Genomic DNA, 14,580 nt, shown 5'->3' on the forward strand with positions numbered 1-14,580 from the left:
CGGCCGCGCAGGCTCCGGGGGAGGAGAAGCCGGCCGCGCCGCGTCGTCGCCGGGCCAAGAAGCCCGCGGACACCGTGACCCAGCCGCGACTGCTCTGACCAGTCCAGCCCTCGGTTGCGGCCGTGGGGGCACGGCGGTCCGGTCGGCCGCGGGACCTCGGCTGTTATTCTCGCGGTGTGTCTATGAAACAGAACACACATGACCGCACGGGAGGGGATGTGGACGTGGTCCGCGCCTCGCCCCAGGATGTCGACACCGCAGCCGACGTCCTGGCTCGCGCGTTCTCCGTGGACCCGCACGTCGTGGGGCTGCTGCCCCGCGGGGACGTCCTGCGCCCGCTCACCCGTCTGTGGCGGCGCATCCTGCGCGAGACGCTCGCGGCCGGTGGCCACGCCTACCTCGCGAGGCGCCGGGGTGCGCGGGAGGTGCTCGGGGTGGCGCTGTGGGAGGGGCCCGGCGAGAAGGTGTCCCTGCGCCAGATGGTCCCCGGGCTGCTGTCCTACCTCTCGGTCTTCCGGCAGCGTTTCCCGGACGCGCTGGTCACCGAACGTCTCGCCCACGAGGCGCATCCGGACGCGCCGCACTGGTACCTCAAGGCCGTGGGGACCGTTCCCGAGGTGCGCGGTGAAGGGGTGGGCACCGTGCTGCTGAACGACCGGCTGCGGGAGGTCGACGGCGAGCACGTGGAGACCTACCTGGAAGCCTCCACGCAGGACCTCGTGCCGTACTACGCGCGCTTCGGCTTCGTGTCGCGGGGGCCCGTACCGTGCCGGGGGACCGTTCCCGCGATCGGGATGGTGCGCCCGGCGGTGGCGTGACGCAGCCGGCGTCTCGGCGGCGTGCCAGGTGGCTTCGGGCGTCCCCCACGCGCTGCGCGGCGTACCGGCCGAAAGCGGCGAGGCGAAAGCCCCTGAGGGTGGAGGTGGCCTGCTCGTGCACCATGGGTGTCACTGCAGTGCTCGCGTGGTGGGCCCTGCCGGGATCGAACCGACGACATCTACGGTGTAAACGTAGCGCTCTACCAGCTGAGCTAAAGGCCCCAGGATCGGGTGGGCACGACTGGAACAGCTGCCAGCACCCGATGGGGGACAGCCTACCGGTCGGTCGGGAACTCGCCCAACGAGGCGTCGTCGACCCGGCGTGATGTTCCCCACGGCAGCCTGGAGCGGGTTTGACACTCGACGCGATGAATGCGTTAGGCTGTACTCGTTGTCGAGATCAACACACCAGGGGACGCTGGTGCGCTGGATCGCCTTCGGGCGTGACAGATACGGCGGTTCGATTCCGTCGGTCTCCACCACACACCGGAACCCCCGGGAGCCGCGGCTCCCGGGGGTTCCGTGCATGTCGGGGCCTGTCCCACGCCACCGCGCCCCGGCTACTGGCACGGCGGCATGGTGGATAGGCTAGGACGCATGGCAGCAGAAAAGAAAGCAGACATCGGTGTCACCGGCCTGGCCGTGATGGGCGCCAACCTGGCTCGCAACTTCGCACACCACGGCTACACCGTGGCGCTGCACAACCGCTCCGTGGGCAAGACGGACGCGTTGCTCGCCGAGCACGGCTCCGAGGGGGACTTCGTCCGCACGGAGACCATGCAGGAGCTCGTGGACTCGCTGGCGAAGCCGCGGCGCGTGATGATCATGGTCAAGGCGGGTGCGCCCGTGGACGCCGTGATCGAGCAGCTCACGCCGCTGCTGGACGAGGGCGACATCATCATCGACGGCGGCAACTCCTACTTCCAGGACACGCGCCGCCGCGAGCGTGAGCTCGCCGAGAAGGGCCTGCACTTCGTGGGCGTGGGCGTCTCCGGCGGCGAGGAGGGCGCGCTCAACGGCCCGTCCATCATGCCGGGCGGCTCCGAGGAGTCCTACAAGACGCTCGGGCCCATGCTCGAGGACATCTCCGCGAAGGCGAAGGACGGCGCTCCGTGCTGCGCGTGGATCAGCACCGACGGTGCAGGTCACTTCGTGAAGATGGTGCACAACGGCATCGAGTACGCGGACATGCAGGTCATCGGCGAGGCGCACGAGCTGCTGCGCTCCGTGGCGGGTCTGGAGCCCGCCGAGCAGGCGGACGTGTTCGACGAGTGGAACAAGACTGAGCTGTCCTCCTACCTGATCGAGATCACCGCGCAGGTGCTGCGCCAGGTGGACCCCAAGACGGGCAAGCCGTTCATCGACATCGTGGCGGACGCCGCGGGGCAGAAGGGCACCGGCCGCTGGACCGTGCAGGAGGCGCTCGAGCTGGGCTCGCCGGTCACGGCGATCGCCGAGTCCGTGTTCGCCCGCGCACTGTCCTCCTCCGAGCCCGCCATGCGCAAGGAGGCCCAGGAGGTGCTGCCGGCGGGCATCGGCGAGACCACCGAGGACGTCGTGCGTGACCCCGGGTTCGTGGAGGACGTCCGCAAGGCGCTCTACGCGTCCAAGCTCGTGGCCTACGCGCAGGGCCTGGACATGCTCACCATGGCCGGGCGCGAGTACGGCTGGACCCTGGACCTGGCCACGATCGCGAGCCTGTGGCGCAACGGCTGCATCATTCGCGCCGAGCTGCTCAACGTGATCATGAAGGCCTACGAGGGCGACAAGGCCCCGCTGAACCTGCTCTTCGCGCCCGAGTTCGTGGAGTCCATCGAGGACGCCCTGCCGGCATGGCGTCGCGTGGTGGCCCGCGCGGTGGAGCGCGGCATCCCCGCCCCGGTGTTCTCCTCGGCGCTCGCGTACTACGACGGTCTGCGCCGCCCGCGCCTGAACGCCGCGCTGACCCAGGGTCTGCGCGACTACTTCGGCGCGCACACCTACAAGCGCATCGACGACCCCGAGTCCAGCTTCCACGTGCTGTGGAGCGGGGACCGTTCCGAGGTCGTCTCCTGATCCCAGGACCGACGTCCTGACAGAAGCAGAGCGGGCCGGTTCCCTTCGGGGAACCGGCCCGCTCTGCCTCGTGGGTGGGGGTCTCAGATCCACATGGCGGGGTCGATGTAGGTGGCCGGGTCCACGAGCGGCTCCTGCTTCTCCGGGGTCCTGCGGCGGACCTTGCCGGGGATGCCCGTGACGATGGAGTCCTCCGGGACGTCCTTGACCACCACGGCGTTGGCGCCCACGGAGGAGTCGTGGCCCACGGTGAGGGGACCCAGGATCTTGGCCCCCGCGCCGATGGTGACGCGGTCCCCGATGGTGGGGTGGCGCTTGACCGGTTCCAGCGAGCGGCCGCCCAGTGTGACGCCGTGGTAGATCATGACGTCCTCGCCGATCTCCGCGGTCTCCCCTATCACCACGCCCATGCCGTGGTCGATGAAGAAGCGGCGGCCGATCGTGGCCCCCGGGTGGATCTCCACCCCGGTGGCGAAGCGCGCGAACTGGGACACGGTGCGGGCCAGCAGCCGGCGCTCGGGGTCCTGCCACAGCCGGTGGGAGAGCCGGTGCGCCCAGATGGCGTGCAGCCCGGAGTAGTTCAGCACGATCTCCACGGCGGAGCGCGCCGCGGGGTCGTGGGTGCGGGCCGTGTCGATGTCCTCGCGGAGTCGGCGCCAGAAGCTCACGTGGAATTCCCCTTCGGTGGTGGACCGGCAGACCGGTCCATTGTCCCAGGTCGGCGGGCTGAGGAGGTCACGTCCGCGCGCTGGGCGCCGGGCCGGGAGGCGGCGGAAGCGACGAACGGGTGCCCGGGGCGCGCCGGTGAGGGCGCAGGCCCCGGGCACCCGCGGCGCCCGTTGGTGGGGGCGATCAGCCCCGGATGTCCTCGTAGAGGATCGTGGAGATGTAGCGCTCGCCGAAGTCGCAGACCACAGCCACGATCAGCTTGTCGCGGTTCTCCTCCTTGGCGGCCTCCTGCAGGGCGGCCCACACGATGGCGCCCGAGGAGATGCCACCGAGGATGCCCTCCTTGGTGCCGAGGTCACGGGCGACCTTCACGGAGTCCTCCACGGTGACGTCGTAGACGTCGTCGTAGACCTCGCGGTCCAGGACGTCCGGCACGAAGTTCGCGCCGAGGCCCTGGATCTTGTGGGGCCCGGCCTTGCCCTCGGTCAGCAGCGGGGAGTCGGAGGGCTCCACGGCGACGAGGCGCACGTCCGGCTTCTGCTCGCGCAGGTACTTCCCGACGCCGGAGATGGTGCCGCCGGTGCCGATGCCCGCCACGAAGACGTCCACCTGCCCGTCCGTGTCCTCCCAGACCTCCGGGCCCGTGGTCTCGTAGTGCACCTGGGGGTTCGCCGGGTTGGCGAACTGGCTCGCGAGCACCGCGTTCTCGGCGGTGTCCACGATCTCCTGGGCCTTGTCCACGGCGCCGCGCATGCCGTCCGCGCCCGGGGTCAGCACGATCTCGGCACCGTAGGCGCGCAGCATGACCCGGCGCTCGGTGGACATGGTCTCGGGCATGGTCAGGATGACCTTGTAGCCGCGGGCAGCACCCACCATGGCCAGGGCGATGCCGGTGTTGCCGGAGGTGCCCTCCACGATCGTTCCGCCCGGCTTGAGCTGGCCGGAGGCCTCGGCGGCGTCCACGATGGCCTTGCCGATGCGGTCCTTCACAGAGTTCGCGGGGTTGTAGAACTCGAGCTTGACCGCCACGTTGCCGGGCAGGCCCTCGTCCAGGTGGTTCAGGCGGACCAGGGGAGTGCCCCCGACCACCTCGGTGACGTCGTTGTAGATCTTGCCCATGGAAATCTCTCCTGTTCGGTTGCCACGCAGTGCCGCGGCGCGCTCACGGGCGCGGCCGGGGGCCTGCACAGAATCTTCTCCAGCGTATCGGTGCGGGTTGGGCCCGTTCAGTCCGTGAGCCACGCGGCGTAATGTTTGCGGACCTTCGCGAGCTTGGGGTTGATGATCACCTGGCAGTAGCCGTTGAAGGGCTGGTTGCCGTAGAAGTCCTGGTGGAAGTCCTCGGCCTCGTGCAGCGGTCCCAGGGGCTCCACGGTGGTCACCACGGGGTCCTCGAAGAGCTCCTGGGCGCGGGTGATCGCGGCCTCGAAGAGGCGACGCTGCTCGTCGTCGGCGGGGAACATGGCGGAGCGGTACTGGGTGCCCACGTCGTAGCCCTGCCGGTTCAGCGTGGTGGGGTCGTGGCCCGTGAAGAAGAGGTCCAGGATCACGTCCGCGGGAACCACGGAGGGGTCGAACGTGACCTCCACGGCCTCGGCGTGGCCGGTGGTCCCGGAGCACACGGACTCGTAGTCCGGGTGCTCGGTGTGGCCCCCGGTGTAGACGCTGCGGACCCCGAGCACGCCGCGCACCCTGCGGTAGACGGCGTCGAGGCACCAGAAGCAGCCACCGGCGAGCACGAACGTCTGCGGTGTCGATTCAGTCATGCCCTGTACAACGCGGCGCGCGGCGGAAGATTCCCGGGCCGCTGCGTGGCCGTGCTCATAGGATGGGCCCATGAGCACCGATCAGCCGTCCCGAACGCCCCACCCCACGGTCCAGGACGTGGTCCGCGCCGCGGACGCCCTGTGGCCGTTCCGGCTCCAGGAGTCGTGGGACGCCTCCGGCCTGGTCACGGGCCGCCCCGGCGCGGTGGTCAGGCGGATCCACTTCGCCGTGGACCCGGTGGACGGCGTCGTGCGGGAGGCGGTCGACGCGGGCGCGGACATGCTGCTCACCCACCACCCCCTGCTGCTGCGCGGCGTCACGTCGGTGTCCGCGGAGGGCTTCAAGGGCCGCGCCATCCACGACCTGGTCGAGAACCGCTGCGCCCTGCTGTGCTGCCACACCAACGCTGATGCCGCGCGCCGCGGCGTCTCGGACGCCCTGATCGCGACGTGCGGGGTGAATCCCGACGACGCCGCACCGCTGGTGCCGCACGCCACGGACCCGGCCGTGGGGCTGGGACGCGTGGGGACCCTCGAACGGGCCGTGACTCTGCGGGAGCTCGCCGAGCGCCTTGCCGCGCGGATCCCCCAGGGGGTGCAGGGACTGCGTGTGGCCGGGGATCCGGAACGCCGCGTGAGCACCGTGGCCGTGTGCGGGGGCTCGGGCGACTCCATCTTCGACGAGGTGCGGGAGCACGGGGCGGACGTCTTCGTCACCGCGGACCTCCGCCACCACCCGGCCTCCGAGGCGCGGGAGCGGGCCGTGGGACCGGGCGGTCACGGCACGCCCGCTCTGATCGACGCGACCCACTGGGGCAGCGAGGCACCGTGGCTGCCGTGGGCTGCCAAGGACCTGCAGCGCCTGCTCGCCGAGCGCGGCTTCCACGTGGAGACCCACGTGAGCGGGCTGCGCACGGATCCGTGGGACTTCCGGGTGACCGCCGCCCCGCAGGACCAGGACTGAGCCGCCACCAATCCCACCGTCCGCACCGCCGCAGCTCCGATCCGCCACACCGCCGTACCGCTGACCTCGAGGAGATCGTCATGACACCGTCCCGAAGCTCGCTCCCCGCCCTCCTCGAGCTGCAGGGCCTCGACTCCCGGCTGCTGACCACGGTGAACCGGGCGCGGTCGCTGCAGAGCTCCGAGTCGGTGGCCGCGCTGCTGCGGCGCCGGGCCCAGGCCATCGCGGCCTCGCGCGACCTGGACGCCGCGAAGGCCGAGGCCGAGACCGCCGTCGTCGCCGCGGAGACGAAGGTGGCGGAGATCCAGTCCCGGATTGAACGGGACGAGAAGCGGCTCAACGCCGGCGGCACGTCCAAGGACCTCCTGGGCATCCAGCACCAGATCGAGTCTCTCACCGCCCAGCGCGCCGTCGCGGAGGAGGAGCAGCTCGCGGCAATGGACCACGCCGAGGAGGTGGCGGCGGACCGCGAGCGGAAGCTGCCCCTGCTGCGGGCCGCGGACGCCGAGGCCCGCTCGGCCGTTGCCGAGCGCGACGCCGAGCTGGCCGCCCTGAAGTCGGAGCACGAGCGTCTGACGGGGGAGCGCGCACGCATGGCCGCCGCGTTCCCGGACGCCGCCCTGCTCGCCCGCTACGACGAGCACCGCAACGCGCGCGGGGGCGGGCGGATCGCCGTCGCCCGCTACGAGAACGGGACGTGCGGGGCGTGCGGCACCCGGCTGAGCCCGGCGGACGCCGCCGCCCTGGAGGCCACGCCCGAGTCCACGATCCCGCAGTGCCCCGAGTGCGGTGCGATGCTCCTGCTCTGAGGCCCGTCGTCCAGCACCCGTGCCTGCACCGCGTGTGCCTCGCGGTAGGATCGGGGCGGACAGGTGGGCTGGGCGACCGCGCGGCGTCGTCGTCACGACGCGTCTCGAGGAAAGTCCGGGCTCCACAGGGCAGGACGGTGGGTAACACCCACTCGGGGAAACCCGCAGGACAGTGCCACAGAAAACAGACCGCCCGCCGAGTGCGGGTCAGGGTGAAAAGGTGGTGTAAGAGACCACCAGCACACCGGGTGACCGGTGTGGCTCGGTAAACCCCGTCCGGAGCAAGGCCATGCAGGGCGCGTTCGAGGGCTGCTCGCCCGAGCGTCCGGGTAGGCTGCTCGAGCCGTGCGGCAACGCACGGCCTAGATGGATGGTCGCCACCGCGGTGCGGGCAACCGGCCGCGGCACAGAACCCGGCTCACAGGCCCACCTGTCCACCACATCCCCGGTGAAGCGCGCACCCACCGTGGACTTGTCCGTGATGTGCGTCATGATGGTTTTACCGGATCCCCCCAATTCTCCGAGGAGCCTCCCATGGACGTCAGCCCCATCACCGTCGGCATGCACTGCTACACGCGGATGCTCACCAGCAAGTCCCACCCGGTGGTGCTCACCGTGTCGCCGGGTCACGTGCGGATCGCGGCCGAGAACGAGGTCTTCTACGACGGCCCGGCGGATCAGCTCGAGGCCAAGTACAAGACCTTGAAGGCCTCTATCGAGGTGCGTCCGGCTGGCGGCAAACCGCTGTACGTCGCCGCCCTGGGCGCCGCCTCGTCCGGGGAGCACAGCCCCGCGCAGGTCGAGGAGATCCTGCGCAACCAGGAGCGTGCCGCCCAGGACCCGCAGGCGTCCCAGCTGGAGGCCGGGCGGACCGTGTGGATCGGCGGCAGCAACCACGCGGACGGCACCTACGGGGGCGGACTGCAGATCCTGGCGGGCCCCGAACTGGGCACCCTCAAGAAGGTCGGCGCCATGGTCACCGAGGCCCTCTACGCGGTGGGTGTGCGCCCGCTCTGAGGACCCAGCCGCGGCCCCCGACGCCGTAGCCTCCGGTGGTCGGCTCCTGGAGCGCGGGCGACCTGTCCCGGGACCCTGCCGCGCGCCGTCGTCGTCGATCCGTCGAGACGACCCGTACGGTCTCCGGCGGCACCAGGGGACCGGCCACGCCGCCTACACTCGTGGGGTGCTGATTCTGCTGCCGCCCTCCGAGTCGAAGACCGCCCCCGCGAGTGGCGATCCGCTGGACCTCGCATCACTCGACCTGCCCGCACTCACCGGTGCGCGGTCCGAGCTCGCGGACGCGCTCGCCGCCGTGAGCGAGCGCCCGGACGCGCTCGCCGTGCTGGGCGTCGGGCCTTCCCTGGCCGACGACGTCGCCCGCAACCGTCGCCTGCGCACCGCACCGGCGGCGCCGGCTCTGGAGGTCTACACGGGAGTCCTCTACGACGCCCTGGACGCGGGCTCGCTGTCCCCGGAGGCGAGGCGCGTGGCCGAGGAGTCGCTCCTCGTGGTGTCCGCACTGTGGGGAGCGGTGCGCCCGACGGACCGGATTCCCGCCTACCGGTTGTCGATGGGAACGGCGTTGCCCGCGACCGGGAAGCTCAGCGCGTGGTGGAAGCCCCGGCTGACCCCCGTCCTCGACGAGCTCGCCGCGGACGGCGTGGTGGTGGACTGCCGCTCAGCGGCGTACGCGGCGGCCTGGAAGCCCCCGGCAGCTCGGACGGTCACGGTGCGGGTGGAGCAGCTGAAGCCGGACGGCTCCCGCTCGGTGGTCTCGCACCACGCGAAGCACACGCGCGGCGTCGTCGCGCGGCAGCTGTGCGAAGTGGCGGCGTCGGGAACCGAACTCGCGACCGTGGCAGACGTGCGTGACGCGCTCGCCGAGCACTGGACGGTGGAACTGACCGAGCCCACTGCCCGCAAGGTGGGTGTGCTCACGGTGGTGCTGGACCCGCAGTGATCCTGCAGCGAGCCGGGCGGCCTTGCCCGCAGGCGGGGTCACAAGTACGCATGTCGACGATCTGGTCTCGCTGAAACCCGCCACGACGTCGACATTCATTGACCGGTGGGAAAAATATCCGTAAATTCGACGGTCACCGAATGAACACCGGGGCGCCGGCACATTTCCCTGCAGTGGACGGCGCGGTTAAGAAAGGCGACACCGACAATGGCGATCAGGATTCTTCAGATCATTGGTTTTGTGGCGCTCCTTGGCGCCGTCGTGATCTTCAGCATCACGGACCACAATTCCCTGGCTCTGGTGATGGCATGTGGGGCGCTTCTCACCCTGCTGCTCGGTCGCTCGTCGATCCTGGGAAACCCGGAGGGGATCAACGGTCTTCCGGAAGGGGTCGAGCCACGAGACGTGAAGAATTACCGCCGGGAGCACCCGGACGCATCCATATCCGATGCGATTCGTGCGCTCAGCAACTGAGCCGAATCATGGCTCGAAAGAGGCCGTCCCCAGGGGCAGCCGTCAGTGGCCGAACGGATCCTCGTCCACGCCCGGCAGCCAGGTCGAGTCCGTGCCCCACTTCTCCTTGGCGATCGCCTTGCGGGCCTTCTTGGACCACTTGGGGTTGAGCCGGTCCACGTAGAGCTTGCCGTCCAGGTGGTCGTACTCGTGCTGCATCACGCGGGCGAACCACCCGGTGGCCTCGAACGCCACGGGATCCCCGTTGCCGTCCTGGCCCGCGATCCGGATCCAGTCCGCGCGCTTGAGGGGCCACGCCTGGCTGGGCACGGAGAGGCAGCCCTCGGCCTCCTCGTCCGGGTCCGGTGCCTTCTCACTGATCTTCCCCGTGGTCAGCACGGGGTTCACGAGCGTGCCCCGGGGCGCCACGCCGTCCTCGTTCTCGAAGATGTAGGTGAAGATCCGCAGGCCCACGCCGATCTGCGGGGCGGCGAGCCCCACGCCGTGGGAGGCGTCCATCGTCTCGTGCATGTCCGCGATCAGCTCCCGCAGGGCGTCGTCGAACTCCGTGACCCGCGCGGCGGGACGGTGCAGCACGGGATTGCCGGAGATCACAATGGGACGGATGCTCATGCGGGGGTACCTCGGAGTCGGCGGTGGGGCGGGTTTTGCGGAGGGGGCCCCGGGACCGGCCCGGGGGTCTGAAGTGCGTGGTCCGCGCGGTGACCGCGCGGCCGGAGCACAATATATCGTGTCGTGACCATCAGCACGTTGTGTATCGTCGGCCCGGGGTCCCGTCCGCGTCCGCAGGGCCCCAGCCGCGCCCCGGGCAGTACGATCACGGAGCGCGACGACGTCGTCCGCGAACCCCTCGCGCGTCGAGACCGTTCGCGCCGGGCACGGTCCCGCCCGCAGCGTGCACCACCGCCCACCGTCGTCCGTCCCGAGCGCAGGAGGTTCCACCGAGTGAGGATCGCGTCCCTGCCCCACGGCCACGTGTACGTCCGGCACCTCAGCGACCCCGCCGGTAAGCTGGGCGTCCACCGGCTCCCGGACCCCGCCCCGGCGCATCCCGTTCCGGGCGCCCCGTGGTGGCCGCTGGTCATGCTCGACGACGCCTGGATTCGCCAGCACGCGGACGAGTTCGACCTCTACCACCTGCACTTCGGCTTCGACCAGGTCGCGCCCGAGGACCTGCGGCGCATCGTGGACACCCTGCACGAGCACGGCAAGGCGTTCGTCTACACGGTCCACGACCTGCGCAACCCCCACCAGGTGGACCCGGCCACGCAGGACGCCGCCCTGGACGTCCTGATCCCGGCGGCGGACGAGCTGATCACCCTGACCGACGGCGCCGCACGGGAGATCGAGCGGCGCTGGGGTCGCGCGGCCGAGGTGATCCCGCACCCCCACCTGCTGCCGCTGGAGCGGTGGCGCGAGCACCCGCCGGTCCGGGACGTGCCCGTGGTGGGGCTGCACGTGAAGAGCATGCGCCCCAACATGAACCCGCTGCCGGTCGCGCGGCTGCTCGTGGCCGCGGCGGCGCGCGGGGACATCGAACTGGTGCTGGACGCCCACACGGACGTGGTGACGCCGGGTGCGCGCCACTGGGACGGCGACGTCGTCGACCTCCTGTCGCGCGCGGAGGGCACCCCCAACGTGCGGGTGCACGTGCACGAGCTCTACGACGACGCCGAGCTGGAGGACTACCTGCGCGGCCTCGACCTCTCCGTGCTCACGTACCGCTTCGGCACGCACTCCGGGTGGCTGGAGCTGTGCCACGACCTCGGCACCCGCGTACTGGCACCCACGGTGGGCTTCTACCACGACCAGCACCCGGGTGTGCTCGCGTTCGACTGGGACGACGCCGGGGAGCCGCGGGAGGACCAGGTCCTGGCCGCGCTCGCGAGTCTGCCCGGGACCGGCCCGTGGCAGGCGAGCGCCGAGCAACGGGCCGAGCAGCGACGTCGTATCGCCGCCGCCCACGAGCGGGTGTACCGCCGCGCGCTGGCCGCGGTCGCCCGCGAGGACGGGAGGTCCGGATGAAGGTCGCGCTGCTCGCGCACGACCGCTTTCCCATCGCGCCGCCGTTCTCGGGCGGGCTGGAGTCCTTCACGTGGCACCTGGCACGGGGGCTCAAGCGCCGCGGGATCGAGGTGGTGGTCTTCGCCGCACCCGGCTCGGACCCGTCCCTGGGCATCGAGGAGCTGGACGTGGAGCCGCTCGTGCTCAGCGACGAGGCCCGCAACGACGTCGCCATGCCGCCCGAGGCGCAGGTGCGGGAGACGTTCTCCTACCTGCAGGTGATGCGCGCGTTCACGCGACGCGCGGACATCGACGTGGTGCACAACAACTCCCTGCACTACCTGCCCATCGTGATGTCCCCGGCCATCCCGCAGCCGCTGCTCACCACGCTGCACACGCCCGCCACACCCTGGCTCGAGCCGGCGCTGCGGCTGACCCCGAGCGCCCACACCGTGGCGGTGAGCGACTCCGTGGCGCAGCTGTGGAGCACGGTCACTCCCGCCCGGGTGATCCGCAACGGCGTGGACGCCCTCGAGTGGGGACCCGGCCCGGGCGGTGACACCCTCGTGTGGTCCGGGCGGATCGTTCCGGAGAAGGCGCCCCACGTGGCCGCGCTGATCGCGAGCCGCGCCGGCTGGAAGCTGCGCATTGCCGGGCCGGTCTCGGACCGGCAGTACTACGAGTCCAAGCTGCGACCACTGCTGGGCGAGGACATCGTCCACGTGGGCCACCTGGGCACGCGCGCGCTGCGCACCCTGGTGGGCGAGAGCGCCGCGTGCCTCGTGACGCCGGCGTGGGAGGAGCCCTACGGGCTCGTGGCCGCGGAGGCGATGGCCTGCGGCACCCCCGTTCTCGCGGTGGCCCGCGGTGGGCTGAGCGAGGTGGTCCGCGCGCCCGGCGGGCTGACGAGCCAGCCCGGGGCGGACGACGTCGCCACGGTCGCCGCCGCCGCGCGGCTGCTGCCGGACGTCGTGGCCATGGACCGCGAGAAGGTGCGCGACTACGCGCTCGAGAACTGTTCCCTGACGGCCACGGTGGACGCGTACGTGGCCCTCTACCAGGAGTTGGTGCGCCCGTGATCGGCTACTACATCCACCACCACGGCCTCGGCCACCGCAACCGGGCCACCCAGATCGCCCGGGAGCTCGACGTCCCCGTCACGGGGTTCAGCAGCCTCGAACGCCCCGCCGACTGGCCGGGCGAGTGGGTCCAGCTGCCCCCAGACCTCGCCGAGCAGCCCGTGGACCCCACCGCCAACGGTGTGCTGCACTGGGCGCCGCTCGGGCACCCCGGGTATCGCGAGCGCATGGGGATCATGGCGGAGCACCTGCGGCGGGGCCTGGACCTGATGGTCACGGACACCTCCGCCGAGGTCACGCTGCTCGCGCGGCTGATGGGGGTTCCCACGGTGGTCATGACCATGCGGGGGGACCGCACCGACCGCACACACTGCGCGGCCTATGACGCCGCCACCGCCCTGATCGCACCGTGGTCCCGGGAGACGGCCGAGGACTACTGGCCCGAGGAGTGGACCCGCAAGACCACGTTCACGGGGGCGATCTCCCGCTTCGACGCCGCCGGGGGAGTAGACGGCGTCGCGCCCGGGGCAGCAGAACAAGGCGCGCTCGCAGCGGAGGCCGAGCACGGTCCCGTCGCGGCAGGTACCGAGGCCGAACCCGCCGACGGCGCGGAGCAGGTCCCCGCGGACCAGGCCACCGCGAACGGGACGGCCGCTTCTGCCGTGCCGGGCGCCGGGCGTCGCGTGCTCGTGGTGTGGGGTCGCGGCGGGACCGTGGTGGGGGACGCGGAGGTCGACGCCGCCCGCGCGGCCACCCCGGGCTGGTCCTGGCTGGTGCGCACCCCGGACAACCCCTCCCCGGACCTGTGGCGGGAGATCCACGAGGCGGACGTCGTCGTCTCCCACGGCGGGAACAACGCGGTGGCCGAGCTCTCCGCGGCCGAAGCCCACGCCGTCGTGGTCGCGCAGCCGCGGCCGCACGACGAGCAGGCGCACACGGCGGCCGCCCTGGACCGCGCGGGGATCTGCGTGGGTCTGCAGGAGTGGCCGGAGTCCGAACGGTGGCCGCAGCTGCTGGATCGGGCTCTGGCGCTCGGAGGAGAGCGCTGGCGGGCGTGGCGCCACGGCGACGGCGCCCAGCGCGCGGCCCGCGCGATGGAGGGCATTCTGCAGGGGAACGCGTCATGAACGTAGCCGTCGTGACCATCGCGAGCGGCCGCCACACGCACCTGCGCCGGCAGCGGGAGTGGCTCGCCGCACAGAGCGAGGCGCCGCTGAGCCACGTGGTCGTGAGCATGGGAGATCCCGGGATCGCGCAGGTGCTGTCCCTGCGGCCGGAGCTGCCCACCGACCTCGTGGCCCTGGAGCGCACGGACACCGGGGAGCTGCCGCTGGCGGCCGCGCGCAACGCCGGTGTGGCGCGGGCCGCCGAGATCGGCGCCGAGAGCGTCGTCCTGCTCGACGTCGACTGCCTGCCGCACCGGGACGTGGTGCGCGAGTACCGCGGTGCCCTCGAGCGCCTGGCGGGACGGCGCGCCGTCGTCAGCGGGCGTGTGCAGTACCTTCCCGAGGGCATGGCGGAGGAGGACTACACCGCGCAGGAGGTCGCCCGGCGGGGCCGTGACCACGCCGCGCGGGTGCTTCCTCCGGCCGGGGAGCTCGTGGCGGCCGACCCGCGGATGCTGTGGTCCCTGTCGATGGCCACCACGGTGCGAACCTGGGATGACGCCGGGGGTTTCGACGAGCGCTACGTGGGCTACGGGGGAGAGGACACGGACTTCGGCCAGCGGCTCGCGGCGGCCGGGGGGAGCCTGTGGTGGCTCGGCGGCGCGGCCGTCTACCACCAGCACCACCCCACGCAGTCACCGCCCGTGCAGCACGCCGCGGCGATCGCACGCAACGCGAACATCTTCCGCCGGACCTGGGGCTTCGACCCCATGGAGGGGTGGCTCACCGCGATGGCCGAGCGGGGTGTCCTCACCCGCCTGGGAGCGGACTGGGTGGTTGTCGAACATCGTTCGAGTATTGATTCGTGACCTTACT

General features: G+C 71.6%; 15 protein-coding genes, 2 tRNA genes and 1 other RNA gene. 13 read left to right on the forward strand and 5 right to left on the reverse strand.

All coding sequences use genetic code 11. From position 1 onward, the window contains the following. The first annotated feature begins 182 nt into the window (after positions 1 to 182). Positions 183 to 818, forward strand: coding sequence for a GNAT family N-acetyltransferase (locus D8M39_RS02640; RefSeq protein WP_126874328.1), 636 nt, complete (start codon positions 183 to 185; stop codon positions 816 to 818). A gap of 146 nt (positions 819 to 964) precedes the next feature. Here D8M39_RS02640 and D8M39_RS02645 read toward each other — a convergent pair. Next, a tRNA-Val gene (locus tag D8M39_RS02645) sits at positions 965 to 1,040 on the reverse strand. A gap of 189 nt (positions 1,041 to 1,229) precedes the next feature. On the opposite strand from D8M39_RS02645, the gene D8M39_RS12540 reads away from it, so the two are divergent. Together D8M39_RS12540 and gndA are read left to right on the forward strand one after the other, a co-directional pair. Continuing rightward, positions 1,230 to 1,300: transfer RNA gene (locus tag D8M39_RS12540), tRNA-OTHER, on the forward strand. A 115-nt stretch (positions 1,301 to 1,415) separates the two neighbouring features. Further along, positions 1,416 to 2,873, forward strand: coding sequence for an NADP-dependent phosphogluconate dehydrogenase (gene gndA, locus D8M39_RS02650; RefSeq protein WP_094393743.1), 1,458 nt, complete (start codon positions 1,416 to 1,418; stop codon positions 2,871 to 2,873). An 83-nt stretch (positions 2,874 to 2,956) separates the two neighbouring features. Here gndA and epsC read toward each other — a convergent pair whose 3' ends face one another. The 3 genes from epsC to msrA all read right to left on the reverse strand — a co-directional run bounded on the left by epsC (position 2,957) and on the right by msrA (position 5,308). After that, positions 2,957 to 3,541: a serine O-acetyltransferase EpsC gene (epsC, locus tag D8M39_RS02655; protein ID WP_055085744.1), complete on the reverse strand. Its 585-nt coding sequence runs from the start codon at positions 3,539 to 3,541 to the stop codon at positions 2,957 to 2,959. 184 nt (positions 3,542 to 3,725) lie between these two features. Then, on the reverse strand, positions 3,726 to 4,661 hold the full coding sequence (gene cysK / locus D8M39_RS02660; protein ID WP_126874329.1) for a cysteine synthase A: 936 nt from the start codon (positions 4,659 to 4,661) through the stop codon (positions 3,726 to 3,728). Positions 4,662 to 4,768: 107 nt separating this feature from the next. Next, complete coding sequence (msrA, locus tag D8M39_RS02665) at positions 4,769 to 5,308, reverse strand: peptide-methionine (S)-S-oxide reductase MsrA (protein ID WP_055085740.1); 540 nt, start codon at positions 5,306 to 5,308, stop codon at positions 4,769 to 4,771. Between the two features lie 70 nt (positions 5,309 to 5,378). Between msrA and D8M39_RS02670 the strand changes: the two genes are divergently transcribed. From D8M39_RS02670 to D8M39_RS02695, 6 genes are all read left to right on the forward strand, one after another. Then, on the forward strand, positions 5,379 to 6,272 hold the full coding sequence (locus tag D8M39_RS02670) for a Nif3-like dinuclear metal center hexameric protein (RefSeq protein WP_126874330.1): 894 nt from the start codon (positions 5,379 to 5,381) through the stop codon (positions 6,270 to 6,272). Between the two features lie 80 nt (positions 6,273 to 6,352). After that, positions 6,353 to 7,081: a zinc ribbon domain-containing protein gene (locus D8M39_RS02675; protein ID WP_094393749.1), complete on the forward strand. Its 729-nt coding sequence runs from the start codon at positions 6,353 to 6,355 to the stop codon at positions 7,079 to 7,081. Positions 7,082 to 7,141: 60 nt separating this feature from the next. Beyond that, an RNA gene (gene rnpB / locus D8M39_RS02680) (RNase P RNA component class A) lies at positions 7,142 to 7,518 on the forward strand. Between the two features lie 97 nt (positions 7,519 to 7,615). Further along, on the forward strand, positions 7,616 to 8,098 hold the full coding sequence (locus D8M39_RS02685; protein WP_126874331.1) for a hypothetical protein: 483 nt from the start codon (positions 7,616 to 7,618) through the stop codon (positions 8,096 to 8,098). Between the two features lie 166 nt (positions 8,099 to 8,264). Further along, positions 8,265 to 9,041, forward strand: a complete 777-nt coding sequence (locus D8M39_RS02690) for a YaaA family protein (protein WP_126874332.1) — start codon at positions 8,265 to 8,267, stop codon at positions 9,039 to 9,041. Positions 9,042 to 9,248: 207 nt separating this feature from the next. Next, entirely contained in the window at positions 9,249 to 9,515 is a 267-nt protein-coding gene (locus D8M39_RS02695) for a hypothetical protein (RefSeq protein WP_094393755.1), read from the forward strand. Positions 9,516 to 9,557: 42 nt separating this feature from the next. Here D8M39_RS02695 and def read toward each other — a convergent pair whose 3' ends face one another. Beyond that, positions 9,558 to 10,127 (reverse strand): peptide deformylase, encoded by a 570-nt coding sequence (gene def, locus D8M39_RS02700; RefSeq protein ID WP_094393757.1) that lies wholly within the window; start codon positions 10,125 to 10,127, stop codon positions 9,558 to 9,560. A 333-nt stretch (positions 10,128 to 10,460) separates the two neighbouring features. On the opposite strand from def, the gene D8M39_RS02705 reads away from it, so the two are divergent. Genes D8M39_RS02705 through D8M39_RS02720 form a run of 4 tightly spaced genes read left to right on the forward strand, consistent with a single transcriptional unit; the run spans position 10,461 to position 14,573 of the window. After that, positions 10,461 to 11,540 carry a glycosyltransferase family 1 protein gene (locus D8M39_RS02705; RefSeq protein ID WP_126874333.1) on the forward strand — a complete coding sequence of 360 codons (1,080 nt, stop codon included), beginning with the start codon at positions 10,461 to 10,463 and terminating at the stop codon, positions 11,538 to 11,540. Beyond that, a complete protein-coding gene (locus tag D8M39_RS02710; protein ID WP_126874334.1) occupies positions 11,537 to 12,598 on the forward strand; it encodes a glycosyltransferase in 1,062 nt (353 codons plus the stop codon). The genes D8M39_RS02705 and D8M39_RS02710 overlap by 4 nt, the downstream gene beginning before the upstream one ends. After that, positions 12,595 to 13,725, forward strand: a complete 1,131-nt coding sequence (locus D8M39_RS02715; protein ID WP_126874335.1) for a glycosyltransferase — start codon at positions 12,595 to 12,597, stop codon at positions 13,723 to 13,725. Before D8M39_RS02710 ends, D8M39_RS02715 begins: the two co-directional genes overlap by 4 nt. Next, positions 13,722 to 14,573 (forward strand): glycosyltransferase family 2 protein, encoded by an 852-nt coding sequence (locus tag D8M39_RS02720; RefSeq protein WP_126874336.1) that lies wholly within the window; start codon positions 13,722 to 13,724, stop codon positions 14,571 to 14,573. Before D8M39_RS02715 ends, D8M39_RS02720 begins: the two co-directional genes overlap by 4 nt. Positions 14,574 to 14,580: the final 7 nt, after the last annotated feature.

The sequence above is a fragment of the Kocuria sp. HSID17590 genome (assembly GCF_003989485.1).
GTDB classification, from domain to species: Bacteria; Actinomycetota; Actinomycetes; order Actinomycetales; family Micrococcaceae; genus Kocuria; species Kocuria salsicia.